This window comes from Legionella steigerwaltii, assembly GCF_001468065.1.
Taxonomy (GTDB): domain Bacteria; phylum Pseudomonadota; class Gammaproteobacteria; order Legionellales; family Legionellaceae; genus Legionella; species Legionella steigerwaltii.
In genome coordinates, this window is record NZ_LNYZ01000001.1 from 84,604 (window position 1) to 111,100 (window position 26,497).

Below are 26,497 nucleotides of genomic sequence, written 5' to 3' on the forward strand. Positions count from 1 at the left end.
GTAGTAAAAGATCCCTTCTCCCTATGGGGAGAAGGTGCCCGTTAGGGCGGATGAGGGTTTGATTTTGGTTAATGAGCCCTCACCCCTATCCCTCTCTCACGAGTGGGAGAGTGGATTCTTAACTTCACCCTGGCTACATTGAGATTTTCATGACAAAACCATCTACATTTCAGGACATTATTCTCACTTTGCAGCAATATTGGGCTGCTCAAGGATGCGTAATTTTACAACCTTTTGATATGGAAGTTGGTGCGGGTACTTTTCATCCGGCTACTTTCTTACGGGCAATAGGACCTGAGCCTTGGTCGGCTGCTTATGTACAGCCTTCTCGGAGACCCACAGATGGTCGTTATGGGGACAACCCAAACCGCGTACAACATTATTATCAATTTCAGGTAGTACTTAAGCCATCTCCTTTAGACATACAGGATAAATATCTGAATTCATTACGTGCCCTAGGTGTTGATCCTTTGGCTGATGACATTCGTTTTGTTGAGGATAACTGGGAGTCGCCGACTTTAGGTGCTTGGGGCCTAGGTTGGGAAGTTTGGCAAAACGGTATGGAGGTATCCCAATTTACTTATTTTCAACAAGCGGGGGGGCTGGCATGTAAACCAGTAACCGGTGAGTTGACTTACGGTTTAGAGCGTTTGGCTATGTACATATTAGGAGTAGATAATTTATTTGATCTACCCTGGAGTAATACAGCAAATGGCATAATAACTTATGGAAATGTGTTCCATCAAAATGAAGTGGAAATGTCTGCCTATAACTTTGAACATGCTAATGTAGACGAATTATTTAAACAATTTGATTATTATGAGGCTGAGGCACAAAAATTAATTGCTTTGCAATTACCGCTTCCTGCTTATGAAATGGTAATCAAAGCCTCACATTCATTTAATTTACTCGATGCACGCAAAGCGATATCCGTTACTGAACGGCAACGCTATATTTTACGTGTAAGACATTTATCAAGAGCAGTAGCGCAAGCATATTATCAAGCGCGCGAAGCTTTAGGCTTTCCAATGCTTAACCAAAAGGTGTGTGATGGTCAATGATTTTATTTTTGAATTAGGTTGTGAAGAACTACCTTCTGGTTCGGTTTGGCCTTTAGCAGATGAGTTTGCGAATCAATTATTGGCTGCGTTGGATAAAGCACAATTAGAATATGGACAAGTTAAGCGTTTTGCTACGCCGAGGCGTATTGCAATCGCTATTTTTGATTTGCAAGAAGAGCAAAAAAGCCAAAGTGTTACACGTCGAGGTCCGGCATTCGCTGCCGCATATGACAAAGAAGGCAAGCCTACGCCCGCGCTACTTGGTTTCGCGAAATCATGCGGTGTAGAGGTGGACAAACTATCTCGAATCGAAACAGATAAGGGCGATTGGATTGTCTATGAAATGCAAAGCCAGGGGGGTAAAACTAAAGATTTATTACCGGTTTTAATTAGCCAATCTCTAGCTGCCTTGCCAATTGCTAAACCCATGCGTTGGGGAGCTGGGGATGAAGAGTTTGCTCGGCCTGTTCATTGGGCAGTAATGCTTTATGGTGATGCGGTAATTGAACATTCGGTTTTGGGAATCAAAAGTGATCGCAACAGTAGAGGCCATCGTTTTCACGCACCACAACCCATTACAATTAACTCAGCACAAAGCTACGAGTCACAAATGAGCGAAGCTTTCGTTGTTGCTGATTTTGCAATTAGAAAGCAAATGATTAAGAAGCAGGTCGAGGAGTTAGCTGCGTCCATTCAAGCTATAGCAATTATGCCGGAAGATTTACTTGACGAGGTAGCTTCAATAGTTGAATGGCCCCAAGCTTTGTTGGCAAATTTTGAAAAAGAGTTTCTCGACGTTCCTGCTGAATCATTAATTGCTTCGATGCAATCACATCAAAAATGTTTCGCATTAAAGGATAAACAGGGAACGTTACTACCTCATTTTATTACAGTTTCTAATATTGCCAGTTCAAATCCTAAACAAGTTGTTTTAGGGAATGAAAAAGTGATGCGTGCTCGATTAAGTGATGCGGCGTTCTTTTTCAGACAAGATAAAAAGCTGCCTTTAAGTCAACATATTGCAGGAACTGAACACGTTGTTTTCCAAGCAAAATTGGGAAGCTTGCAGGACAAAGCGTTGCGGATTGAAGCAATGATGACGTATTTGAGTCCTGCGTTACATTTAAATTTACATCAGGCACAACGTGCTGCTCAGTTGAGTAAGTGTGATTTGCTAACGGGAATGGTTGGTGAATTTCCCGAGCTGCAAGGATTAATGGGGTATTATTACGCACTGAATGATGGTGAAGATCAATTTGTTGCTCATGCTTTAAATGAACAATATATGCCGCGTTTTGCTGCAGATAACCTCCCTGAATCTGATTTGGGTCTGGCTTTATCTTTAGCAGACCGAATCGATACTCTGGTTGGTATTTTTGCTATAGGCCAAAAACCTTCTGGGGTAAAAGATCCATTCAAATTGCGCCGTCATGCTTTGGCTGTTGTCCGTTTATTAATTTCAACATCAGCACGGCTCAACTTGAGTACATTAATTGAACAAGCAATTGTTCATTATGGAACACGAATAACTATTGAACCCAATTTACTGGATGAATTGAAATCTTTCATTCTGGAGCGTTTGCAATCTCATTACCAAAGCCAAGGCTTAAGTGTTGATTTGGTTCATGCAGTGCGAGCACGTCAGGATGACTGGTTGTATGATCTGGACAAGCGTTTGGCTGCCTTACAATTATTTGTAAAACTCCCCGAAGCTGCTTCTCTTTCTGCCGCCTGCAAACGCGTGAACAATTTGCTTTCCCAAGCAGGAAGACAAACCTTGTCACCTGTAAACGAGCAAATTCTTGAGGAGGGCCCAGAGAAGTTTTTATATGTTCATATCAATCAGGTTGCACGAGCTGTAGAGACTTTATACCGTTCTACGGACTATGGTCCATTACTCAAATTGCTTGCTAGCCTCAAAGAACCGGTCGATCTGTTTTTTGATAAGGTAATGGTAATGGTGGAGGATCAAGCAATAAAAGCCAACCGCTTAGCACTTCTGGCAAGTTTACAGGATTTATTGCAAGGGGTAGCTGATATATCTTTGTTGCAGATTGGATAATACATGTAGCCTGGGTGAAGCAAAGCGGAACCCGGGATTTTTAAGTTTTATTTCCCCCGGGTTCCGCTACGCTTCACCCTGGCTACGGTTATAAATTCTATTGGTATCATATGATCAATATTTCAGCAGTAGGCTACGAGCATGAAGGTTTGCACGATAAAGCAAAAGCTCTTGCAGAACAACTGGATTTTGTTTTAGATAAAAATGCAAATCCTTGTCTCTTTGTTACTGAAGAAAGACTGTCATTGAAAATACCTGGTTTTTCACCAATCTTCGCTGAATTCAGTGTCAATTTTTGGAGTAAAAGAAGATCTGAAGGAAAAAAACAAGGATTAGTACGAGCTTGTAAACCATCTGCTGGGGTTAAAATTATTGATGCAACCGCAGGTTGGGGGCGTGACTCTGCTATTTTAGCCAGTTTTGGGGCGGAGGTACTAATGTTCGAGCGCAATCCTGTTATGGCATCCCTATTATTGGATGGCTTATCACGCAGAAATGAGTCTGATCGACACCAATTGAATTTGAAGTTTCAAGCCGAAGATGCCTATTCGTACTTAAGTTCGTTAGATACACAAAACTACCCTGATGTTATTTATATTGATCCCATGCATCCAGAGCGCAATAAATCAGCGTTGGTGAAAAAGGAAATGCAAGCATTACAACAAATAATTGGTCCAGATGAAGATGCACAGAGATTAATTCAATTGGCGATAAACCGCACGAAACAAAAGGTAGTCGTAAAATGGCCACAAAAAACAAAACCTTTATTGCCTGCAAATGCTACCGTAGAAGGGAAAACAGTGAGGTTTGATATTTATTTTTCTAATTTGGGTAATTTAGCCTAGAATGTAGCCTGGGTGCAGCGCAGCGTAACCCGGGTTTCTTAAAATCCATGAGTTCTCAATCCCGGGTTACACTGCGCTGCACCCAGGCTACATTTGTTTAACCGAAGTCTGCAAGTTCTTCCCGAAGCCGTTTTTCTTCAAACAAATCTTCTATTCGTCGTCTTCTTTCCAATTTGGTCGAAGGATTGGTTTCTGGGGTCAAGATTTTATCGACGCCGAATTCTTCCGTTTCGTTTACATCTTCATCAAATTCACGAGTATTCATAGCTATCTCCTTAGCCCAACCCGTAGTTAATCTAATAAAATAACAGAAATTGGGTTTGAGGAGTAGTGGAATTTTTTGAGCATCACTTAGGGAGAGGATAAAAAGTGGAGTAGATAACTGGGCTTTAATTTCTAGAAAGTAAAAACCCAGATTGGTATTTGAATTAAGATCCGGTTCCGAGAGTAGTTTTTACTTGTTCATTCATTACTTGTTCTGCTTCGAAATTAACTGGCGCTTTTCCTGCTTTCACTCTTCGCTCACTTCTCCCTTTATCCAATTCTTCACGGTATTGCTTAGCGATGTCTGGTGTAGTTTCTTTTGGAGGTTCTTCAACTATACTCTTAAGTTTTGCACGACGTTTTGCAGCTTCATCATGAAGTAATGCCAACTCATTAGGGGAGAAAATATCTTCAGGCTTTATTTCATTGCCTGCACCATCTCTAAGTACAATGCCTTTTAATGCATCTTTCCCCTCTTGTCCAGGTAGTGGGTCTGGAGAAAAACCACATTCAAGACATGCTTCATAGGCTTGTCGGGCTCTCTTTTTTCTTTCAGGCTCCTCAAAATTAATCTTCATTGTAATTGAGTCAAATCCTTCAGCCCTTACCGCTTGAGCCATGGTCAACATATCTACTTTGGGATTTTGTTTATTGCTTAAATAGTAAAATGGAGAAAGTATACGGGGACCCATCTCAACAGTCCAACTGGCTTGCTCGCCTGGTTTTGCTGTGTTCTTTATCTCTTGTCCTGTTAATGAAATAATAAAACGCAAATCTTCTGGATGTATGGCAGATATGGTTTCATCTTTAACGTTTATTGAAGCACCTGTAAACTGGTCTTCATCCGTCAACCCTCGTTTTTTACGATTTTCTGCCCTCGCTCGCTCCATTTCCTCGAGCATTTTTTCTTTGTTTGAGTCACTTAGTTGCTCCGCCCAGTTTTCCAGTTGGTAAGAGAAAATGACACGTTTTCGTTCAAGGGCAGCCGCTTTATCTAGTGTAGTCAGATTTTCTTTAGTAGTATTATTAAATTCTTCAAGTTGTTCTGAATGTGATTTTTCTAAATCTTTTACTAATGTTTCTTCTATTGATTTGATTTTTCCATCATCGGCAGGAGAGGTTAAAGGAGGCGTTAAAAGAGCTCCGATTTTTTTCGCTAACTCCGGAGCTTCAGCTTTCAATTTATCCAGTTCTATTTTCTGCTGGGCTTTTAAAGCATTTCTAGCATCTTGAGCCGCTACTTCAAGGTACCCTCGAATCTGTTCTACTGAAAGTTCTGGAACTTCTTTGAGCCGCTCCTGAAAGGTTTCCATTCGTTCTTTATATATTTCTTGAGCCTTATTAAAGAATGTTTGGCGTTCTAATATTGTGCTGAGTGCGGTTCTAACCGCCGCTTTCTCAGGAGGTGCATCACCTTTAAGTATTTTCTCAAGAGTATCTTCTTTTTCTGCGCCGATTTGTGTTTTAAAACCGGTATGATCTTTAATTCGCTTCTCGATATGCTTATCAAAGGCCTCGGCTCCAAAAGTAAGGTCTTCGGTTAACCCAATAGAGTCACGATACTCTTGATAAATCTTTTCTTGTTCTTCGGGCGTAAACTGTCCTGTTAGTTTTTGAGAGTTGAGAAAGTTGAAAAACGCTTGTCTAAACGAAGGCATAGAGATGTACCTCAAGATCTATCTTTTTTCAAAGTATAACACTTTTTCATTAAGATAGAATTAAAAGTCCTAAATCTAAAGGATCGTTGTTCAGGTTAAGATAAATTTTTCAACTTTATGAATTCTGAGGTTGTGGAAATTGTAGCCTGGGTGAAGGCGCAAGCCGTAACCCGGGATTAAGAGGTTCATTGATGTGCTGAAACCCGGGTTTCGCTATGCTTCACCCAGGCTACAAATCTTAAATAGGATTTTACCAGGCAGGTATAGCCGAATCTCCAAATAAAGTTTTAGCCTTTTCTTTAACTTCTTCGGAATTTAATGCTTTAACAAATAGTTCCAATTGTGCTTTTTTGGGAGAATCACTACGAATAACAATTATATTGGCGTAGGGTGAGGTCTTATCCTCAGTAAATAAAGCATCATGTGCAGGATTTAAGCCCGCAGGTAAGGCAAAGGTTGTATTGATTATCGCTGCATCTACATCAGGCAAAACTCTTGGTAGTTGTGCTGCATCCATTTCCTTAAATTGCAGATCATGCGGGTTTGATGCAATATCTTTTAAGCCCGTATTGTCATGGGTTGCTTTTAATGTAATCAGTTGCGCTTTTTCCAATAACTGCAGGGCACGCATTTCATTGCTGGGATCATTAGGTAAGGCAATTACTGCTTTTTCAGGTAATTCTTTTAATGAAGTATGTTTTTTGGAGTAAATCCCCATCGGGTAAACAAAAGTTCTTCCTATTGCTTCTAGAGTATATCCATGCGCTTTAACTGCTGCATTAAGATAAGGTAGATGTTGGTAGACATTAGCATCCAAACTTCCATCCTGTAATGCTTCGTTGGGTAAGTTATAGTCATTGAACGTTACAATTTTTATGTTTAAACCGTATTTTTTCTTAGCGACTTCTTTTGATGTTTCAACCAATTCAGTTTCTGGCCCAGCAATGGTTCCAATTACTAAAGTATCCGGTGAGGGTTTATTGCATGCAACAAGACTCAATAATAAAACACAGTAAGCTAAAATCCGCATTGAACACTCCAAAAAAAATAATATAAATCAGTTATGTAAAAAACGCTTTGCTAAATAATCTCCGAGCATTTGGGTCAGTTGAACCATCACAATCAAAATAATGACAGTTGAAATCATGACTCCAGCATCAAAACGCTGATACCCATAATTAATTGCCAAAGTTCCCAAACCACCAGCACCAACTGTTCCTGCCATTGCAGAATAATTGACTAAAGTAATGGCTGTAACGGTAATCGCATGGATTAAAGCAGGTTTTGCTTCGGGCAATAAAATATGCAAAATAATTTGTCGGGTGTTGGCCCCCATTGCATAACCGGTTTCGATGAGCCCAGAAGGTAAACTACGGTATACATTATCTACCAATCTGGCAAAAAAGGGTGTCGCACCTAGAGTAAGTGGTACTATAGCGGCATTCATTCCTATTGAAGTCCCTACAATAAGTCGGGTAAATGGAATAATTGCCACCAATAAAATAATGAAAGGGATGGATCGTGCCATATTAATTAAGGCGGATAATGCTTTGTGAACTCTAGGTTTGGGTTTGATTTGGCTCGACGAATAAAGCCAAGTTCCTAATGGTAGACCGAGTATCACCGCAAATACAGTGCTCGTGATGACCATATACAGTGTTTCGCTTGTTGCAATGAATAAATCATATGCCATCGGGAAGGACATAACCTAAAACCTCCACAGTTAATTTGGCTTGTTCACAGCGTTCAATGAATGTTTCGAGTAAAAATTGATGTGCGGTTAATTCAACAACTAAAACGCCACAGGTTACCGTATCATAACGGTCTATATTGGCGAGTAAGATGTTAATATCAAGATTTAATTCACGGCTGGTTTGGCTAATAAAAGGTACCGTTGCTTCTTCACCTTGGAAAAACAGACGTAGTAATGGTTTATCCGTTACGTAGTTTGCGAGCTTGTTCATAAGACATTCAGGCAATTGAGGGCTAAGTTGCGCGTAAAGCATGCTGCGAGCCAGGCCCTCTTTTTTATTAAATACATTGGCTAAAGCAGTTGTTTCTGCTAATTCGCCATCAACCATCACTGCCAATCGGTTACAAATACGCTTTACTACATCCATTTCATGAGTAATAAGCACTATGGTGATGCCATAAAGTGAATTAATTTTTTTGAGTAAAGCCAAAATAGAGTCTGTTGTTTCTGGATCCAAAGCGGAAGTTGCTTCATCGCAAAGCAGAATTTTAGGTGAGCAACTTAAGGCACGGGCTATAGCGACTCTTTGCTTTTGACCACCACTGAGTTGTGCCGGATATGCCAGTTTTTTATCAGTCAATTCGACTATTGGTAATAATTCTTCAATTTTATTACGAATAGATTCTTCATCTATTCCCTGAATACGCATAGGGAGCGCTATGTTATCGTAAACATTTTTTGAATTGAGTAAATTAAATTGTTGAAAAATCATTGCCATTTTATGACGGGCTAAAGCCAAATTTTTCCTTGAAAGAGTTGTCAAATCTTGGCCGTCAATCAAGACGTTGCCTTGATCAGGTCGTTCTAAAAGATTAATGCATCTTAATAGGGTTGATTTGCCTGCACCACTTTTACCAATAATTCCAAAAATTTCACCTTCTTGGATAAATAAATTGATGTCACGCAAAACCGGTTTGCCCGAAAAGGATTTGGATAATCCAATTAATTCAATCATTATTTATAACCTGAGATTATGCGTGCGGGCAGAAGACTTAGAGGAAATGCAATTCACATCCGCTTTAGCCGTATTTTCAAAAAAGAGAACTTTTTTGAGCGTCCGCAAGCTGAATTTCAAATCGACGCCATTGCGACATTATACACAAATTGTTGGTTTATACAAAGTATAACCCTGCTAATTTTAATGATATTTTTAGGTTAGAAGAGAGTTTTTTATTTATTATAGGGCTAAATGATTTATGCTATTTCTGCAGGGCACATGGAAAAAGTTGTTTATGAATTTATTGCATTGTAATATGTTTGTCTTTAATAAACATTAACTTGCTGCAATATCGCCAACGCTGAAGCATTTGCATTTTTAATGGATGCGAAAAAAGGCATGGAGCAGTTAGAGTAAATACAAGGATGTCTGATGCTTTTTGATAAATCCAGATATAGAGGATTAGTACTCATATTTTTTTCCTCTGTGAGCTCAACAGCTACTTTTGCAGTCGGTCAACCAGTAAATAATTTCTTTTTTGATTATACTAAAGGACATTTGCTGCTTGAGATTGGTGGTTTTTATGCAACTCAAGGAAAAGCTCAGGATATTCATATAAAAACCTTGGTTGGAAATCAATATACGGTTAAAAGTCATTCCCAAGGCAATGGCCTTGTAGGGGTTGGTTACTTTTTAGATGGGCCAGAGCGAGATCGATTCAACTTTTCATATGGCGCGAATGTTTTTTTCTTGGGTACCACTACAACTAAAGGGTACATTATTGAAGAACACTTAGATACTAACCTTTCATATACCTATAAAATTCAAAATATTCCATTATTTTTTATGGCAAAAAGTATTGTGCAAACCAATAACGATAAAATTAATCTCGCTTTTGATGTAGGCATTGGCCCGAATTTTATTGAAGCCAACCATTATAAAGAAGTATCACTTACCACATTCACCATTCCCGATAATGGTTTTTCTGATCATAATACTACTGCATTTGCAGCTACAGTCGGTGCAGGCCTGCGTTTTAACAATGTTGCAAGTAAAGTTCCTCTTGAATGCGGTTATCGCTTTTTTTATTTGGGACAAGGGCAATTGGCAAAAAATAATGATCTCATTATCAATACCCTTAAAACAGGGAATAATTATGCGAACGCCCTTATTTGTTCCGTCACAATTTAATAAAGGAATTTCGGTATGATAAAACGGATACTACTTGTTGGTATGACACTATTTTTCTCTTCGGTGCAGATATCTTTTGCTAATAACAATAATTTTATTCCTGGGGCAGGACAGCATTTTATCGCGACGATTCCACCTGCTTCATCAACGCTGACCATTACTACTACAACACCGAAAAAGACTTATCCTACGGCTGGAATAAAAATTCTTACCCCGGGATATCGTATTGTGGGTAAATCCCCATCTCCAAATGGGTTTTTCTTATTTTCAGTGAGTGATACCACGCCTGCAAAACTTACTTTGGACGGTCCAATAGGTTCTATAAATATTAGATTATGTTTAAATGGTACGGGTAAAACGTATTCCTGTGAAGAATATGCTGTCTCCGTATTTTCATCACATGTTATTTTTCTAACCAGTCGCTTCCAGCAAACTACTGGTGCTATAGGTGGGATTGCAGGGGCTGATGCTTTTTGTCAAAATGCTGCATTAACCTCAGGAAATCCAGCACTAAAAGGCTTATCATTTAAAGCATTGTTAGTTACCTCGACACGATCTCCTTGCTCTATTGTTAATGGGAAAACTGGTTGCGGAGGTGCTTTTGCAAACGATTGGCCCCTTGTACCTGGTTCACAGTATGTTTATGCGGATGGACAAACACTCTTTAATACAGTGAATCAAAATGGTGTTTTTGATGGCAGTAATTCAAATCTTAGAGATGACAATAATGAAGTGGTATTTGGTTTGTTTTGGTCAGGTATCCAAAGCATTTTCTCAAATGCCACTGCTACTGATATCGCTGCTTGGGCCTTTGTGGATATGAACAATACTGAAGATGGCAATGAATACACTGCGAATTTGGCCTCATGTAACGAGTTTACTGATGGAACAGCGGCTACTAACGGTTCCTTGGGTATAGCTGGTGAGATCTCATTGGCTTTTGGAGTTGTTCCTGGGGCAACTTGGGGAAATTATCTTAATTTTAATGATGCCCATACAGGTCAATTGATCAATTTATTTTCAGCAGGGCTTTCTTTACCCTGTAATGAAACATTCAGCATTGTCTGTGTCTCATAAGAAGTAGCCTGGGTGCAGCGCAGCGGAACCCGGGAAAGTTGCATGAATCAAGTACATAGATGCAATTTATAAACTGCTCCCGGGTTCCGCTGCGCTGCACCCAGGCTACCTTATTTTATTTCTGCAATTCTTCCCGATTTTTAAAATAATCTAATGCTTGAGGGTTTGCCAGAGACTGTAAGTTATTTACTGGTAAACCATGAACTACTTGTCTGACAGCAATTTCGACTATTTTGCCACTAATCGTGCGCGGAATATCTGCAACTTGCAAGATTTTTGCGGGTACGTGTCTTGGCGAGGCATTTTGACGAATTGTTAAACGTATCTTGTTTATTAATTCTTCAGTGAGCTTCATGTTATCGCGCAATTTAACAAACAAAATAATACGTACGTCGTCTTGCCAGTCTTGACCAATCACAATACTATCAACTACTTCATCAATTTTTTCTACTTGCCTATATATTTCAGCAGTACCAATACGTACTCCCCCAGGATTTAAAACAGCATCTGAGCGCCCATAAATGATTAATCCATTGTGGGCAGTAATCTCTGCAAAATCACCATGCGCCCATACCTCGTTGAAACGCTCAAAATAAGCCCGTTGATAAGCAATTTTCTCAGGATCATTCCAAAAACCAACAGGCATGGACGGGAAGGGGGCAGTACAGACTAACTCTCCGCGCTCTTCGCGAACAGGATGTCCTTGTTCATCAAAAATATCAACCGCCATGCCAAGGCCAATGCATTGTAATTCGCCTCTATAGATAGGAAGTATTGGATTACCTAAGGCAAAGCAAGAAATAATATCTGTTCCACCTGAGATGGAGCAAAGCTGCACATCATCTTTGATTTGTTCATAAACGTAATCATAGTTCTTAGGTAAAAGTGGCGAGCCGGTGGAAAGTATGCAGCGTAAATGAGTCAAATCAAACTCATCCTTGGGTTTAACTCCTGCTTTTTCTATGGAAGAGATGTACTTGGCGCTAGTCCCAAACACAGTAACTTGTTCTTCTTCAATTATTTTGAATAAACGATTGCTTTCGGGGTAGGTAGGTGAGCCTTCATATAAAGTGAGCGTGACCCCTAACGCTAGTGCAGAAACAGTCCAATTCCACATCATCCAACCGCACGTGGTATAAAAACATAAGTTGTCCTTATCCCGAAGATCAGTATGTAATCCTAATTCTTTAATATGCTGCAAGAGAGTTCCACCGGCACCGTGAACAATACATTTAGGTTTGCCCGTAGTCCCTGACGAGAACATAATATAAACGGGATGTTCAAAAGATAACGAAACAAACTCACAATGACTTGCTGGACGAAGAAAGTCATCCCAATATTGTGCTTTAGGTAACGAAGAAATATCTACAGGATCATTGATATTGGGGCAAATTACAATTTGTTTGAGCGAGCTAATGGAATCGTAAAGTTGTTTGATTTTTTCAGCCCCGCTGTGTTTTTTTCCTTGATACTGGTGCCCATCACAAATAAAGAGTACTTTGGGATCAATTTGCCCTAGCCTATCGATTGCGGCTTGCGCACCAAAATCGGGCGAACAAGAAGACCAGATTGCTCCTAGCGAAGTAGCAGCGAGCATGGCAATAATTGTATGTGAGGTATTCGGCATTAAAGCAGCAACCCGGTCGCCTTTAGTGACTCCAACTGATTTTAAACCTGCAGCACATTGTGCAACTAAGGCATGTAATTGTTCATAACTTATTACTTGCTTGATGTTGTCTTCATTAAGACTAATTAAGGCTGGATGTTTATCTTTGCGTGTTAGAAGCTTTTCGGCAAAATTAAATTGAGCACCAGCGAACCAGCGTGCGTTTATCATTTCATTTTTATGACTTAGAATCTGATAGGGCTCAGTATCAAACTGTACATGAAAGAAATCACAAAGTGTTGGCCAGAATGAGTCGGGATGTTTGATGGACCAGGTATGCAAATCATGATAATTTTCAAAAATCTGGCTGTTCTTTTTTGCAGCGAATTCCATAAATTGCCACATTCTACTTTCTTTAGGATGTTTGGGCTTCCATACGGTTTCATTCATGCTTTTTTCTCTCTTATTTATAGCACCAACGATCCCGGATTACGCTATGCTAATCCGGGCTACAAGTTGTTATAAGACACCTAAATCTTATACACAACCTGCACTCAAATTTGACTTTTCCCCAAGACTCTTTAGTTGTGACTCAGAAACAGTCTACGTACAGGGGTTTGCTAACATAGCATTTGCGACTTTTGATTGATTTTTACGCCCTAAAATCTTACAGATTAAGTCGCCTGCTGTGACAATTTTAAATATATCCACGCCTGTATTTATTCCTAAACCATGCATTAAGTATAGAACGTCTTCGGTTGCTACGTTACCGCTTGCTCCACGTGCATAGGGACAGCCCCCTAGACCAGCAACTGAGCTGTCGAAACGGTGTACGCCGTGTTGCAACGAAGTATAAATATTGGCTATGGCTTGACCATAAGTATCATGGAAATGCATTGCTAATTGGTTCAGTGGTAATAATTTAAGTACTTGTTCAAGTAATAAGTGAGTTTGATGAGGAGTTCCAACACCAATAGTATCCCCAAATGAGATTTCATCTACATTCAAGTCCAATAATTTTTGAGTGACCTCCGCTACTTTTTCTGGTGCTACATTTCCTTCATAAGGACATCCAAGAACACAGGAAATATAACCTCGTACCCTGATTTTGTTTTCTTTTGCTAAAGCAAGGACTGGTTTAAAACGTGAAATACTTTCGTCAATCGAACAATTAATATTTCGTTGGTTGAACTGCTCACTTGCCGCAGTAAAAACAGCAATTTCTTTCACACCGGCTTCCAATGCTTTGAGCATGCCTTGCTCATTAGGAACCAGAGCGGAATAGTGTATGGATGGAGCTTTATCTATAGCGCGAAATACTTCATTATGGTCCGCTAATTGTGGAATTGCTTTTGCAGAGACAAAACTAGTTACTTCAATATATTGCAGGCCAGATTCACTTAACAAATTGATTAATTCAATCTTGTGTTTACTGGACACAAAAGATGACTCATTTTGTAAGCCATCACGCGGGCCTACTTCTATAATGGTTACGTTTTGCGGATAGTCCATAATTATCTCTTTTAATATTCCCAAGGCAGATCATTACTGATTGGAGAAGTGACAAATAGGTATTAATTTCTGACACTTCCCCCAGATACATGCAATGCCCCAAACCTCTATTTAAGAATCATCTTCACCTAATGACAGCAACTCCTCTCCTTCATTCACCTGGGCGCCTACTGCATAGAATATATCCTGTAAAATGCCATCACTAGGGGCATGAATGGTATGTTCCATTTTCATTGCTTCGAGCACGATTAAACGGTCACCCGCCTTCACTTTTTCACCAATATTTTTTAAAACTGCCACTACAGTAGCTGGCATTGGTGCTGTAAGTTGTCCTTTATGGGTAGTAGTTTGTGTGCCCAGTGTTCCCCAGTTAAACCGTTCAATAGTAATTTGCCATTGACTCGTAAACAAGGTCAAAGATTGATTTTTATTTTCAATGGTAACATGATAATTTTGTCCATTGATTTCAATGCGAAGTTGATTACCGTTTAAGTGACTCTGGATCAAATAGTCTTGAGATTTTAAACGTACTTTAAATTGGTTTTTATTGATTGGAGTGATAAATGCTTCAATTAAGTCTTCATCAGCTTTATAGCGCCATATCCAATGACTTAAGATTTGAGATTGCCAAGCGAATGTTTCTTGTAATAAAGGATCCTGGATTGTATTGACATTGTTTAAATAATCAAAGCTCACAGCCATGAGTAAGGCCATTTCTGTATCTGCTTTTGGCAGTTTAATTTCTTCCTGACTTAAAAAATCAGTACTCAGCTCAGCTTTTCTGAATTTAGGGTGGCGGCAAATTGTTTGTAAAAATGGGATGTTTGTTTTTACTCCACCAATAAAATAATGGGCTAATGCTTGTTCTAATCTAAGTAATGCTTCATCGCGATCGGCTCCCCATGCAATCAGTTTAGCAATCATAGGATCATAGTACATAGTAATTTGTGATGACCGCTGTACCCCTGTATCAATGCGTATACCATCACCGGAAGGTTCTTGCAAAAAGTGGATTTGTCCTATTGATGGAATAAAATTATGATGTGGATCTTCAGCATATATTCGGCATTCTATTGCATGACCATGTGCTTCAATTTCATCTTGTGATAAGGGAAGGGGTTCATTAGCGGCAATTTTCAGTTGCCAGGCCACTAAATCAAGCCCAGTAACCATTTCAGTTACTGGATGTTCTACCTGCAATCGTGTATTCATTTCCATAAAATAGAAATGTCCTGAGCTATCAACTAAAAACTCAACAGTACCTGCACCACTGTACTTTATTGAACGTGCTACCTCGCAAGCTGCCTCAGCAAGTTTTTGTCGAAGAGAAGCAGGCAAATTGGGTGCGGGTGCTTCTTCAATAATTTTCTGATGTCTTCGTTGAATGGAGCAATCACGTTCAAATAAATGGACTACATTACCATGATTGTCTGCCATAATTTGTAATTCGACATGACGTGGATGAAGAACCAGTTTTTCAATGATTACTGTATCATCGGCAAAACTTGCCATAGACTCACGTTTTGCTCCAGCTAAGGCGGCACTAAATTCTGATTCTTGGTGAACAGCACGCATCCCTTTACCACCACCGCCATTGGCTGCTTTGATTAAGACAGGAAACCCTATTTTTTTTGCTTCAGAGAGTAACGTATCTTCCGCTTGTTCACTACCATGATAGCCTGGTGTTAAAGGAACTTTAGTTTTTTCCAGTAATTGTTTTGCTAATTGCTTGGAAGCCATTGCCTCCATAGCCTCAACTGAAGGGCCGATAAAAACAATGCCGGCTTTTTTACATGCTTGAGCAAATTCAGGATTTTCAGACAGAAAACCGTAACCTGGATGAATGGCTTGTGCGCCACATTCCTTAGCAATATGAATAATGTTAGCTATATTCAGATAGCTTTCTTTAGCAGGTGCTTCACCAACAAAATATGCACTGTCAGCGCTACGCACATGCAGGCTGTCTTTATCAACAGAGGAATAAATAGCTACTGTGTGTATCCCCATGGAACGGGCCGTTTTGATAATTCTGTACGCGATTTCACCACGATTAGCAATGAGAATTTTATTAAACATTAGTGCCTCATTAATTTTTACTTTTATAATCACTTACACAATGCAGTCCAAAAACTTCTTATAGTAGCCCGGTGCAGCGCAGCGGAACCCGGGGATCGGTAAAGCGGTACATTCCCGGGTTCCGCTGCGCTGCACCCAGGCTATGAGTCAAACTCTCAATCCCAGTTTGGTGTTTCTTTTTTTAAAAATGCATTAAGTCCTTGTTGTCCTTCAGAGGATACTCTTTTTTGAGCAATCAATGATGCAGTGTAATAAACGAGTTCTTCATTTATTTTTTTATCCGCTACATAGCGTGCCAGCTGTTTTGATGCTCGGACCGCTTCAGGTGCATTGTTGCTGATTTGAGTTGCATAATTGAGCGTGAATTCCAATAAATTTTCTTCGGGAATGCAGTGTTGTACTAAATTTAATGACAATGCTTTAGTTGCATCAAAAACTTCTGCACTCATGAATAGAGCTTTGGCATTGCGTTCACCTATGGCTTGAACAACATAGGGGCTAATGACTGCAGGTATCAGACCCAGTTTAACCTCTGAAAAACAAAAGCGTGCTGATTGGGATGCTATAGTGAGATCACATGCTGCGGCAAGACCTGCTCCTCCACCAAAAGCAGAGCCATGCACCATCGCTAAAGTAGGTTTAGGGCTCATATTTAAAGTGTACATTAGATTACCAAGCACCATGGCATCCTTTTGATTTTCTTCTTCATTATAACGAGCCATGTTTTGCATCCAGGCCAAATCAGCACCTGCAGAAAAATGTTTGCCATTTGCTTTGAGTACTATAACGCGGACATTAGAATCAGCAATGGCAGCATCAAGTTGATGTTGCATTTCACTTAAAAGCAAATTATCAAAAGCATTATGTTTACTCACTCGATTTAGAGTAAGTAAACCTAAGTGTTCATGAATTTCATACAACAAATCGCTCACCTGGTGCTCCTTACATGCGAAATACGCCAAAGCGTGTTGGTCCAATAGGGGCATTTAATGCTGCCGATAGGCCCAGTCCTAATATCTTGCGTGTATCCTGTGGGGCGATAACGCCGTCATCCCATAATCGAGCGCTAGCATAATAAGGATTTCCTTGGGTCTCATATTGGGAACGCAATTGGTCTTTAAAACGCTCTTCTTCTTCCATAGGCCAATTACTTCCTTGTTTTGCCAATTTATCTCGATTCACTTGTGCTAAAACATTAGCCGCTTGTTCCCCTCCCATTACTGAAATGCGAGAGTTAGGCCATGTCCATAGAAAATTAGGACTATAGGCACGTCCGCACATGGCATAGTTTCCTGCGCCAAAACTCCCACCAACAATTACGGTAAATTTAGGTACATTAGCATTAGCAACCGCAGTTACCATTTTAGCACCATTCTTGGCAATACCAGAGGCTTCATATTTAGAACCAACCATAAAGCCAGTAATATTTTGTAAAAATATCAATGGGATTTTACGCTGGCAACATAGTTCTATGAAGTGGGTCCCTTTGAGCGCACTTTCACTAAAGAGAATGCCGTTATTTGCAATAATTCCTACAGGATAACCGTATAAATGGGCGAAGCCACAAACTAGCGTTGTACCAAAGAGTGCTTTAAACTCATCAAATTCAGAGCCATCAACAATGCGTGCAATGACTTCACGAATATCAAAAGGTTTTCTGGAATCAGTCGGTACTATACCGTTAAGTTCTTTACTGTCATAAAGGGGTTCTACCGTTTCTATCCGCTTTAATTGCTGCGGTTTTTTACGGTTTAAATTGCTAATGGCTATTCGTGCTAGATGAAGTGCATGGGCATCATGCTCTGCATAATGATCGGCCACACCAGATTGTCTGCAATGGACTTCCGCACCACCCAATTCTTCAGCACTAATGACTTCACCTGTTGCTGCTTTGACTAGAGGAGGGCCGCCAAGAAAAATTGTGGCTTGATTTTTGACCATAATCGATTCATCAGCCATGGCTGGTACATAAGCACCACCAGCAGTACAAGAGCCCATAACTACTGCAATTTGTGGGATGTTTTGTGCCGACATTTGCACTTGATTAAAAAATACCCGTCCGAAATGATCCCGGTCAGGAAAAACTTCGTCCTGGAGAGGTAAATAAGCTCCCCCTGAATCAACCAAATAAATACAGGGCAAATGATTTGTCAGCGCGATTTCTTGTGCTCTTAGATGCTTTTTGACGGTTATGGGGTAGTAAGTACCACCTTTTACTGTAGCGTCATTCACAACAATCATGCATTCAGTGCCTGAGACCCATCCAATTCCAGTGATAATTCCAGCAGCAGGAACCACATCATCATAAACTTGGTAGGCTGCAAGCTGGGAAAGCTCAAGAAAAGGACTCCCAGGATCAAGTAATTGCTGTAATCGTTCCCTTGGTAGTAATTTACCATGTTTTAAATGTCGGGCACGAGCTTTCTCATCACCTCCTAAAGCAATATGCTGAATTCGACTTTGTAACTCATCCACCAAGGCCTGCATGACTGTTTGGTTGGTTTTGAATTCTTGACTACTTGTATTAATTTGACTGATTAATTTTGCCATGCTCGATTCCCTATCGTACCAAAATATCGCTTAAAACGATGACTGTCCAAATAACCCAGGTAATAGCAATAAAATGTGGCATGTCACCACCTTTTATGAGTCTATAGATAAGTGCTGGAATGGCAGTAATAACTATCGGTAACAAAACAAGAACTAGAATTTTGCGAACCACAAGTCCCCAACCAGTTTGACTGAATATGGGCGTTAATTTCAAATTAACGTAAGTGAAAAACATATCAACATAAACAATAATGAGATGAGCGTATTTTGCAAAGAGTACTACCAAAATACTGAGTAACAAGTAGATAAGACTGTGTCGTAGCATGAACATCCTTTTTATATAAAATCCCCAGTCATAAATGGAACTGGGGATTATTTCGTTTTTAAATTAATTCAATTGCCATAGCTGTTGCTTCGCCTCCGCCAATACATAATGATGCGACGCCACGTTTTTTTCCTTGATGTTTCAAGGCGTGTATTAGAGTCACTAAAATACGGGCACCGGATGCACCAATAGGGTGGCCTAAGGCACAGGCTCCGCCGTGAATATTAACTTGTTCTGGATTTAATTCAAGTTGTGTCATCGCTGCCATTGTAACTACAGCAAATGCTTCATTAATTTCATAAAGATCCACATCATTTTGCTTCCAAGATGCTTTATTCATCACTTTGCGAATGGCATCTACTGGTGCTGTGGTAAACCACTCAGGTGCTTGTGAGTGACTTGCATGAGCAACAATGCGGGCAATAGGTCTAATGCCGCGTTTTTCTGCTTGCCCAGCACTCATTAAAATGAGACTTGCTGCGCCATCGGAAATGGAGCTTGAATTGGCTGCAGTAACAGTTCCATCTGCTTTAAAAGCAGGTTTTAACTGAGCAATTTTTGCCAGCTTTGCAGCATCAGGACCTTCATCTACAGTTACGGTAAGGTCACCTTTGCGTGTGTTGATCGTTACTGGAGCAATTTCTTCTTTAAAAGCTCCATTTTCTATTGCTTGCAGGGCTCTGGTCATGGAGCGAATAGCGAACTCATCTTGTTGATCTCTGCTAAAATGGAAATGACTTGCAGTGGCTTCGGCAAAAACACCCATTAATTTGCCTTTATCGTAGGCATCTTCTAATCCATCGAGGAACATGTGGTCTTTTAATTCACCATGCCCAAGTCGGTATCCTGAGCGTGCTTTGCTCAATAGATAAGGCGCATTACTCATGCTTTCCATACCACTAGCAAGGACAATATTTGCAGTTCCTGCTCGAATTAAGTCATGGGCGAGCATCACGGCTTTCATTCCAGAACCGCACATTTTATTAACTGTGGTAGCTCCTGAAGAGTTGGGCAGTCCTGCCTTAATTGCCGCTTGCCGTGCTGGAGCCTGACCAATTCCAGCGGATAAAACACAACCAGAAATTACCTCATCGATTTCCGCTGGACTAATGCCTGCTTGGGATAAAGCAGCTTCATGGGCAATTGCTCCTAAGTCTGGAGCTGAAAGAGAAGATAAATTTCCTAACATGCCTCCCATAGGGGTTCTTTTTGCCGCAACGATTACTATATCATTCTGTTCCATTTTCATTTTTCCTTATGCTGTTTCTTTAAAAAGTTCTCGTCCAATAAGCATTCTTCTAATTTCAGAAGTACCGGCACCTATTTCATAGAGTTTTGCATCACGCAGTAAACGTCCTGTAGGATACTCATTGATGTATCCATTACCACCGAGGATTTGAATTGCTTGTAATGCCATTTGTGTTGCTCTTTCAGCCGTATACAAAATAACACTAGCCGCATCTTTACGACTGACTATTCCTTGATCACAAGCTCGGGCAATAGCATATAAGTAGGCTCTTGAAGCGCTGAGATCAGTGTACATATCTGCTAATTTGCCTTGGATGAATTGAAATTCACCTATGGGTTGCTCAAATTGTTTGCGTTCATGTACGTAAGGTAAAACAACATCCATACAGGCTTGCATGATTCCTACGGGACCTGCAGCCAGAATGGTCCTCTCATAATCAAGGCCACTCATTAATACTTTAACACCCCGATTTACTTCACCTAAAACTTGTTCCGCTGGAACTTCGCATTGTTCAAACACTAATTCACAGGTATTTGAACCACGCATTCCTAGTTTGTCGAGTTTTTGAGCTGTTTTGAAGCCAGGCATTCCTTTTTCAATTAGAAAGGCAGTGATTCCTTTGCTTGCAGCCTGTTTGTCCGTTTTGGCATAAACTACTAACACATCGGCATCAGGTCCGTTGGTGATCCACATTTTTGTACCGTTGAGAATATATTTGTTGCCTTCTGGACGAGCATGTAATTGCATACTGACTACATCAGAGCCTGAGTTGGACTCACTCATAGCCAGAGCCCCAACATATTCTCCACTTATAAGTTTAGGCAGATATTTTTGTTTTTGCGAATGATTACCATTTAAATAGATTTGATTGACGCATAAATTGGAGTGAGCACCGTAACTCAGGCCAATTGAAGCAGATGCACGAGATATTTCTTCCATAGCAATGACATGAGCAAGATATCCCATACTGGCACCGCCATATTCTTCACTGACAGTAATTCCTAATAATCCCACTTCACCTAATTTTCGCCATAAGTGATTGGGAAAGGTATTGCTTTCGTCAATTTGAGCAGCAAGTGGTGCGATTTCAGCACGAGTAAATTGGCGAACGGTGTCGCGCAACATGTCGTAAGTTTCACCGAGTTGATAGTTCGGTCCAGTGTACATAGCTGACTTCCTGTTGTTATGGCTACTCAGCAGACACAAGAATTTTTGATGAAGCCAGAATTTGGCACATCTTGATGCAGGGTGAGTAGTCTGTTGATTTTTATAAATGTGTTAGACTATACCCAATCAAGTTGAAGATGCAAATAGAATTTCTCAAACTATTTCATTTCTTAGAGCGCATTTTCTCTTCCTGATTGACCATTCATTTTTTATCGACGACAAATTTGATTTTAAGAAAACTCTTTTTTCATTTTGTAGTTAAAGATTATTTTTAATCAAATTAATCAATATTAACCCCCCATGAAAAAAATTTATAGTTTGAATATAAATTTTATGTAATGCGTTAATAAACTCTTAAATTTCATCGAATAGAATAAAAATTGCACAACGTTTTTAATTTGCTTTATAGATTTAAAAATATACACGATGTTAATTAGTAGTCTCATAGAGTAATGATTGAATAAATTGTGTATTTTTAATCGTTGTTAAGAGGTATAATTATGTTTTCAAAAATTAAAGACTATATATGGCGCAATCCACAAGAAAAAGATAATCAATCAAAAACCGAAACTCCTGATGAGTTCGATCTACATGGTGCTAACCGGTGGGATCATGTTGATTTTGATGATATCGATCAGGTTGGGGCTGAATTGCATAAGTTTACGATAGCTCAAACCACACAGTTTGTAGGTGGATTAGCAGCTGGGGTTTATTTTACTGCTACAAATCAACCATTAGCAAATCCTCCAGCTGATAATGTATATCAGCAAGGAAATAGACAGGAATTTGCTGATAAACTAGCTGCAGCTGCTGCGGATCCTAGGGTGCAAGCATCAGAACATGCTATGGATGCAGTTAGAGTAATGCAAGGACAAAATTATGCTCAGGAAGCGCAACAGGAGCCAATGCCTAAAAACACTCTTTCTATCTTTGTAGATGAACAAGTTTATGGACATGTGGAGTTGGATGAGAAGGCACGAGCAGAAGGAAAGCCTTGTGCGTCAGTTAATGCACATAAAAATTGGGATATTAAATGTCATCAAAAACACCAGGAAGCTTTTTGGAACGCTGGCTATATTAGTGGTAATCGTTTGCATAGAATTGCCGAAATAAAAGAGTCTTGGTCAAAAGAAGGTGAGTTTGAATTTCCTCCAACTTGTTCTAATGATGACCCACTGATTTTTCATGCGTACACAGAAGAAGACTACGATAGAATGTACCTATCTGAGAGTAGAAACAGTTCTGATTCAGATATAGAACGTAATTCTGTGGACGAGGTAATAGAAGAAGTAATAAAAATATCTGTAGAAGAAACAATCTCAAATGATTCGGGATCTGTAATTACAGAAGAAACTCTTTCGGTTTCAGGATGTTCGGCTACCTTTTTTGCTCAAAGCAGTAATGAAGCTCAAAAAGAAAAGAATGAGAAATCCAATGAGGAATCCGGTGAAAACTATTGGGGACTTGAGGAAGAGTTTAAGATAGGGGGAAATTTTGTTTAGAGCAGATTTCGCCCAAGAAAATAATCACTAAAGATCTCATGGGGTTAGTATGCACTCCACGAGATCTTTCTCTATTTTAAACTATTTCCTATAATTTGTAGCAAGAATCACTGTTTCATCCTGATCACCCAATTCTCTTATTTCTTTCGCAAGATCTAGAAACGCGTCACATGGATGTTGTTTAGGAGGGAAATTGGCGCTAAACGAGTAACATGATTGCCTATCTTTGCTTTTTCCAAATGCAATTGTGTGTTGGGAGGGCGCTGCATTTTTGACAGGGTAAGTTACAATGTGATTTGGCCCAGCTTTATCTACTAGTTTTGCGAGAGATTCTGAAGTCAGATCAGATACTTTTATTTTATCGGTACTGACAAGGTACGGGGTTTTAGAATCAACAAAAGCACTATGCAACCCATCTTTACCCTCTTTGAATAATTGTTCTTGATGTCTTCTTTCTTTTAATGCGGCATCATAAATTTCTTGTGAATTACCATTTAGGAACGTAGGTGAACCTGTATTAGACTCAGCCATCTGTTCTTTTGTATAGAGATTGGCTAACTGTGCACAAAGACCTTTTTCTCTTTCTTCAGGATTAACATGACTTAAAACATCTGATTGATTAGAGAAGCCTTTATTTGTTGTAGCGTCCTCTTTTGTATTAAAAAATAATCCATACATTTTTCCAAACATTAAGAGAGCTCCTGTAGAATAAGTTAAGATTCGCTGAAATGTTCATGCATTATTCTAAATGTCATTTATTAAGTCAAGCCATGCATCTAGAATGTGTAATCAACAAATTTGATGTACTATCAGTTTGCTGAATAAGTTGTGTTTTAAAATGTTCCTTTACCTGATTTAAAAAATCGCCTAATCTTAAGCCAAAGGAAAACTACCATCCTTGAGGTGGTGTTAACAACCAAAGTTTCAGCGTTCAGATTTATCTATTTAGGAGAGTCATTCATGCGTAAATTAGTGCTCTGGGGACATAGTGTTGATGAGTATCGTGAGATGTTTGATTTGTCTCAAGAGGACATGAATTCCAGAATTTTAGAATATGGATGTGGTCCTAGTGCAGTAAACGCCCAACAATTTCAAGAGGCACATCAAGCAGTGAGCTGTGATCCTTTGTTTGTTTTGGATAAAGACACCTTGTCCTCCAAAGCAGTCATGATTTTTGCACAAATGGCTGACGATGTGCGCAAAGAACAAGATCAGTTCGATTTCGGCCGGAGCGGAAGTTTGGAGCAATTGCTTGAACATCGACGAAATGGAATGAAAAAATTTTTTGCTGATTACGAACAAGGCAAAGCTGAGGGACGATATTATGGTGCTGCAGATTATCATTTACCTTACCCTGACTTCTCTTTTGATTTCGCATTAAGTGCGAATTATTTATTTGCTGATTTGGAAGATCAAACGGTCGAGTTTCATTTAAATGTAATTCGTGAATTAGCCAGAGTGGCTAAAGAAGTAAGAATTTTTCCCTTAAATGATATGGAAGGAAAAACATCTGAATTTTTAGGTCCAGTATTACTGGAACTGCAAAAAGAGGGTTATGGTGTAGAAATTAGGCAAGTAGATTATCATTTGCATAAGTCCGAAAATGCCATGTTGCGGGTTTGGGCCCAGAAGTGTGATATTTAATTAGGTAGCCTGGGTGAAGCGAAGCGTAACCCAGGAATTTTGCGTTAGTACTCCTGCGGTTACGCTTCGCTTCACCCAGGCTACAGGATTTTTATATGTATTCAATAGTACGTCCTTTGCTTTTTAGCATGGCTCCTGAAAATGCTCATGCTTTTAGTTTAGCCGCTTTACATTATGCTCCCAGTTTTTGTTTTAAAAAGACCAAATCAAAACCCATAGACGCTTTGGGGCTGCAGTTTCCACATGCTGTTGGTTTGGCAGCAGGGCTGGACAAAAATGGAGAGCATCTTGATGCATTGGCCAAATTGGGTTTTTCCTTTATTGAATTAGGAACCGTCACACCAAGACCGCAAATCGGTAATCCTAAACCACGATTGTTCCGTTTGCCGGATGCACACGCAATTATCAATCGCATGGGATTTAATAATCAGGGCGTTGATGCTTTAGTGGGTCATGTGAAAAAAGCGCGCTATAAAGGGATTCTCGGCATCAATATAGGTAAGAATAAAGATACTTCATTAGAGCGTGCTGCTGAAGATTACACTCATTGTTTGGCTAAAGTATATGAGTATGCCTCGTATGTAACTATCAATATATCCTCACCCAATACACCTGATTTACGTCAATTACAGCAGAAAGAATATTTTGCCAATTTGTTATCGCAAATACAGGCGGAACAAATTAAATTATCCGATAAATTTCAGCGCCATGTGCCTTTAGTGATTAAAGTGTCACCCGATGAAGATTTAGAAACATTAAAACAAATGACCGAAGTGATTTTGAATAATGGCATTGAGGGAATTATCGCGACGAATACAACATGTTCTCGTACGGGGGTGACTCATTTGCCTTATGCTGAGGAAACTGGGGGATTAAGTGGTAAACCTTTGTTTGAATTGTCTACTCAATGTTTGCGTTTGCTAAAACAATATGTAGGTGATGCCATAACCTTGATTGGGGTAGGTGGTATTGACAGTTGCAACACGGCTCAGGCTAAGTTGGATGCAGGTGCTTCATTAATCCAAGTGTATACCGGTTTGATTTATCGAGGCCCTGGTTTGGTATATGAGCTATCAAGAGGCTTGCAATAAAGATCAGACTTTAATAATCCTATGCATGCATACTCAGATACTGATTTGATAGGAATAATATTAGATGAAATGTATTACTAAAGATCTTGCTGCACAGATGGAATCTTGCATCAAACAAACCCACATCGAGGTAACCAAACAGTATCCACAAGGAAGGATTTTGGAAGTTAATGGAGGAGCTGCTTGTTTTTCAGGATTTGACTCGTATTTATCACAGGTAGTTGGATGGGGATTTGCTACAAAATTGAAGCATTTTCAGTCTGAAATTGAGTACATAGAACATTTTTATAAAACATTGAATCATGAGCGTATAGATATTGAGCTGTGTCCTTTTGTGGGGAATGAACTCACCATATTTTTAAGTCAGCGTGGCTATTGCATCAGTGAATTAAATAATGTCTCGATATTGGATTTAAAGTTATATCAGCCTCTTGATCATACTGCAGGTCCTTTGATTATCAGAGAAATAACATCAACTGAGCAGGGTGAGTGGGCCAAAAAAATAGCTTTAGGCTTTGATGCGCCTGAAGCTGAAGATCAATTTTTTCGTTATGTCCAATCTAAAGGGGTCAGTGCCTATGCTGTTTACGACGAGGATGTGATTGTAGCCGGAGCTACAATTGCTATGCATGGGGATTTTTGTGATTTAGGTGTTACCAGTACTTTACCTGCTTATCGAGGAAAAGGGTTACAAAAAAAATTATTACAGGCTCGATTAAATAGTGCAAAGCAACTCGGGTTATCTTGGGCAACGGTCACGACAGAACCTGGAAGTGTTTCAGATTGTAATGTGCAAAAAATAGGATTTCATTGTGCTTATACGCGAATCAAGATGACTTTGGAATGAATGACGCCAGGTGCAGCGGGGACGGTCCGGGACGGACCCCCACAAAATAATTTAAACAATCTGTACACTTGCTGCAGGGG

At 39.7% G+C, this 26,497-nt stretch carries 23 protein-coding genes; 9 read left to right on the forward strand and 14 right to left on the reverse strand.

Going from position 1 to position 26,497, the window contains the following annotated elements:
- The first annotated feature begins 149 nt into the window (after positions 1 to 149).
- The 3 genes from glyQ to Lstg_RS00395 all read left to right on the forward strand — a co-directional run bounded on the left by glyQ (position 150) and on the right by Lstg_RS00395 (position 3,968).
- Positions 150 to 1,061, forward strand: coding sequence for a glycine--tRNA ligase subunit alpha (gene glyQ, locus Lstg_RS00385; RefSeq protein WP_058475687.1), 912 nt, complete (start codon positions 150 to 152; stop codon positions 1,059 to 1,061).
- Positions 1,051 to 3,123, forward strand: coding sequence for a glycine--tRNA ligase subunit beta (gene glyS / locus Lstg_RS00390; protein ID WP_058475688.1), 2,073 nt, complete (start codon positions 1,051 to 1,053; stop codon positions 3,121 to 3,123). The genes glyQ and glyS overlap by 11 nt, the downstream gene beginning before the upstream one ends.
- 110 nt (positions 3,124 to 3,233) lie before the next feature.
- Positions 3,234 to 3,968 carry a class I SAM-dependent methyltransferase gene (locus Lstg_RS00395; RefSeq protein WP_058475689.1) on the forward strand — a complete coding sequence of 245 codons (735 nt, stop codon included), beginning with the start codon at positions 3,234 to 3,236 and terminating at the stop codon, positions 3,966 to 3,968.
- 97 nt (positions 3,969 to 4,065) lie between these two features.
- Here Lstg_RS00395 and Lstg_RS17840 read toward each other — a convergent pair whose 3' ends face one another.
- The 5 genes from Lstg_RS17840 to Lstg_RS00415 form a co-directional block, all read right to left on the reverse strand.
- Positions 4,066 to 4,233: a PA3496 family putative envelope integrity protein gene (locus Lstg_RS17840; RefSeq protein ID WP_165481734.1), complete on the reverse strand. Its 168-nt coding sequence runs from the start codon at positions 4,231 to 4,233 to the stop codon at positions 4,066 to 4,068.
- Positions 4,234 to 4,396: 163 nt separating this feature from the next.
- Positions 4,397 to 5,890, reverse strand: coding sequence for a hypothetical protein (locus Lstg_RS00400; protein WP_058475690.1), 1,494 nt, complete (start codon positions 5,888 to 5,890; stop codon positions 4,397 to 4,399).
- A gap of 250 nt (positions 5,891 to 6,140) precedes the next feature.
- The gene (locus tag Lstg_RS00405) at positions 6,141 to 6,920 is read right to left on the reverse strand and encodes a MetQ/NlpA family ABC transporter substrate-binding protein (protein ID WP_082650767.1); all 780 of its coding nucleotides are present in this window, start codon (positions 6,918 to 6,920) and stop codon (positions 6,141 to 6,143) included.
- 27 nt (positions 6,921 to 6,947) lie between these two features.
- On the reverse strand, positions 6,948 to 7,595 hold the full coding sequence (locus Lstg_RS00410; RefSeq protein ID WP_058475691.1) for a methionine ABC transporter permease: 648 nt from the start codon (positions 7,593 to 7,595) through the stop codon (positions 6,948 to 6,950).
- Positions 7,573 to 8,598, reverse strand: a complete 1,026-nt coding sequence (locus Lstg_RS00415; RefSeq protein WP_058475692.1) for a methionine ABC transporter ATP-binding protein — start codon at positions 8,596 to 8,598, stop codon at positions 7,573 to 7,575. Before Lstg_RS00415 ends, Lstg_RS00410 begins: the two co-directional genes overlap by 23 nt.
- Positions 8,599 to 9,012: 414 nt before the next feature.
- Between Lstg_RS00415 and Lstg_RS00420 the strand changes: the two genes are divergently transcribed.
- Both Lstg_RS00420 and Lstg_RS00425 read left to right on the forward strand, forming a co-directional pair.
- Complete coding sequence (locus Lstg_RS00420; protein ID WP_058475693.1) at positions 9,013 to 9,771, forward strand: hypothetical protein; 759 nt, start codon at positions 9,013 to 9,015, stop codon at positions 9,769 to 9,771.
- A 15-nt stretch (positions 9,772 to 9,786) separates the two neighbouring features.
- Complete coding sequence (locus Lstg_RS00425) at positions 9,787 to 10,848, forward strand: DUF1554 domain-containing protein (protein ID WP_058475694.1); 1,062 nt, start codon at positions 9,787 to 9,789, stop codon at positions 10,846 to 10,848.
- A gap of 115 nt (positions 10,849 to 10,963) precedes the next feature.
- Here Lstg_RS00425 and Lstg_RS00430 read toward each other — a convergent pair whose 3' ends face one another.
- The 8 genes from Lstg_RS00430 to Lstg_RS00465 all read right to left on the reverse strand — a co-directional run bounded on the left by Lstg_RS00430 (position 10,964) and on the right by Lstg_RS00465 (position 21,333).
- Entirely contained in the window at positions 10,964 to 12,904 is a 1,941-nt protein-coding gene (locus Lstg_RS00430) for an acetoacetate--CoA ligase (protein ID WP_058475695.1), read from the reverse strand.
- Between the two features lie 153 nt (positions 12,905 to 13,057).
- On the reverse strand, positions 13,058 to 13,966 hold the full coding sequence (locus tag Lstg_RS00435; protein ID WP_058475696.1) for a hydroxymethylglutaryl-CoA lyase: 909 nt from the start codon (positions 13,964 to 13,966) through the stop codon (positions 13,058 to 13,060).
- A gap of 111 nt (positions 13,967 to 14,077) precedes the next feature.
- Positions 14,078 to 16,042 (reverse strand): acetyl-CoA carboxylase biotin carboxylase subunit, encoded by a 1,965-nt coding sequence (locus tag Lstg_RS00440; protein WP_058475697.1) that lies wholly within the window; start codon positions 16,040 to 16,042, stop codon positions 14,078 to 14,080.
- A 155-nt stretch (positions 16,043 to 16,197) separates the two neighbouring features.
- Positions 16,198 to 16,974, reverse strand: coding sequence for an enoyl-CoA hydratase-related protein (locus tag Lstg_RS00445; protein ID WP_058475698.1), 777 nt, complete (start codon positions 16,972 to 16,974; stop codon positions 16,198 to 16,200).
- Between the two features lie 10 nt (positions 16,975 to 16,984).
- Positions 16,985 to 18,592: a carboxyl transferase domain-containing protein gene (locus tag Lstg_RS00450; protein WP_058475699.1), complete on the reverse strand. Its 1,608-nt coding sequence runs from the start codon at positions 18,590 to 18,592 to the stop codon at positions 16,985 to 16,987.
- Between the two features lie 10 nt (positions 18,593 to 18,602).
- Positions 18,603 to 18,917, reverse strand: a complete 315-nt coding sequence (locus Lstg_RS00455) for a hypothetical protein (protein WP_058475700.1) — start codon at positions 18,915 to 18,917, stop codon at positions 18,603 to 18,605.
- Between the two features lie 58 nt (positions 18,918 to 18,975).
- A complete protein-coding gene (locus Lstg_RS00460; RefSeq protein WP_058475701.1) occupies positions 18,976 to 20,160 on the reverse strand; it encodes an acetyl-CoA C-acyltransferase in 1,185 nt (394 codons plus the stop codon).
- A gap of 12 nt (positions 20,161 to 20,172) precedes the next feature.
- The gene (locus tag Lstg_RS00465) at positions 20,173 to 21,333 is read right to left on the reverse strand and encodes an isovaleryl-CoA dehydrogenase (protein ID WP_058475702.1); all 1,161 of its coding nucleotides are present in this window, start codon (positions 21,331 to 21,333) and stop codon (positions 20,173 to 20,175) included.
- A gap of 500 nt (positions 21,334 to 21,833) precedes the next feature.
- Here Lstg_RS00465 and Lstg_RS00470 point away from each other — a divergent pair, with 500 nt between their 5' ends.
- Positions 21,834 to 22,835 (forward strand): hypothetical protein, encoded by a 1,002-nt coding sequence (locus tag Lstg_RS00470; RefSeq protein WP_058475703.1) that lies wholly within the window; start codon positions 21,834 to 21,836, stop codon positions 22,833 to 22,835.
- Between the two features lie 81 nt (positions 22,836 to 22,916).
- Here Lstg_RS00470 and Lstg_RS00475 read toward each other — a convergent pair whose 3' ends face one another.
- The gene (locus Lstg_RS00475; protein WP_058475704.1) at positions 22,917 to 23,525 is read right to left on the reverse strand and encodes a hypothetical protein; all 609 of its coding nucleotides are present in this window, start codon (positions 23,523 to 23,525) and stop codon (positions 22,917 to 22,919) included.
- Between the two features lie 270 nt (positions 23,526 to 23,795).
- On the opposite strand from Lstg_RS00475, the gene Lstg_RS00480 reads away from it, so the two are divergent.
- The 3 genes from Lstg_RS00480 to Lstg_RS00490 all read left to right on the forward strand — a co-directional run bounded on the left by Lstg_RS00480 (position 23,796) and on the right by Lstg_RS00490 (position 26,417).
- The gene (locus Lstg_RS00480; RefSeq protein ID WP_058475705.1) at positions 23,796 to 24,479 is read left to right on the forward strand and encodes a hypothetical protein; all 684 of its coding nucleotides are present in this window, start codon (positions 23,796 to 23,798) and stop codon (positions 24,477 to 24,479) included.
- A gap of 95 nt (positions 24,480 to 24,574) precedes the next feature.
- A complete protein-coding gene (locus Lstg_RS00485; protein WP_058475706.1) occupies positions 24,575 to 25,570 on the forward strand; it encodes a quinone-dependent dihydroorotate dehydrogenase in 996 nt (331 codons plus the stop codon).
- 64 nt (positions 25,571 to 25,634) lie between these two features.
- Positions 25,635 to 26,417, forward strand: coding sequence for a GNAT family N-acetyltransferase (locus Lstg_RS00490; RefSeq protein ID WP_058475707.1), 783 nt, complete (start codon positions 25,635 to 25,637; stop codon positions 26,415 to 26,417).
- Positions 26,418 to 26,497 lie beyond the last annotated feature (80 nt).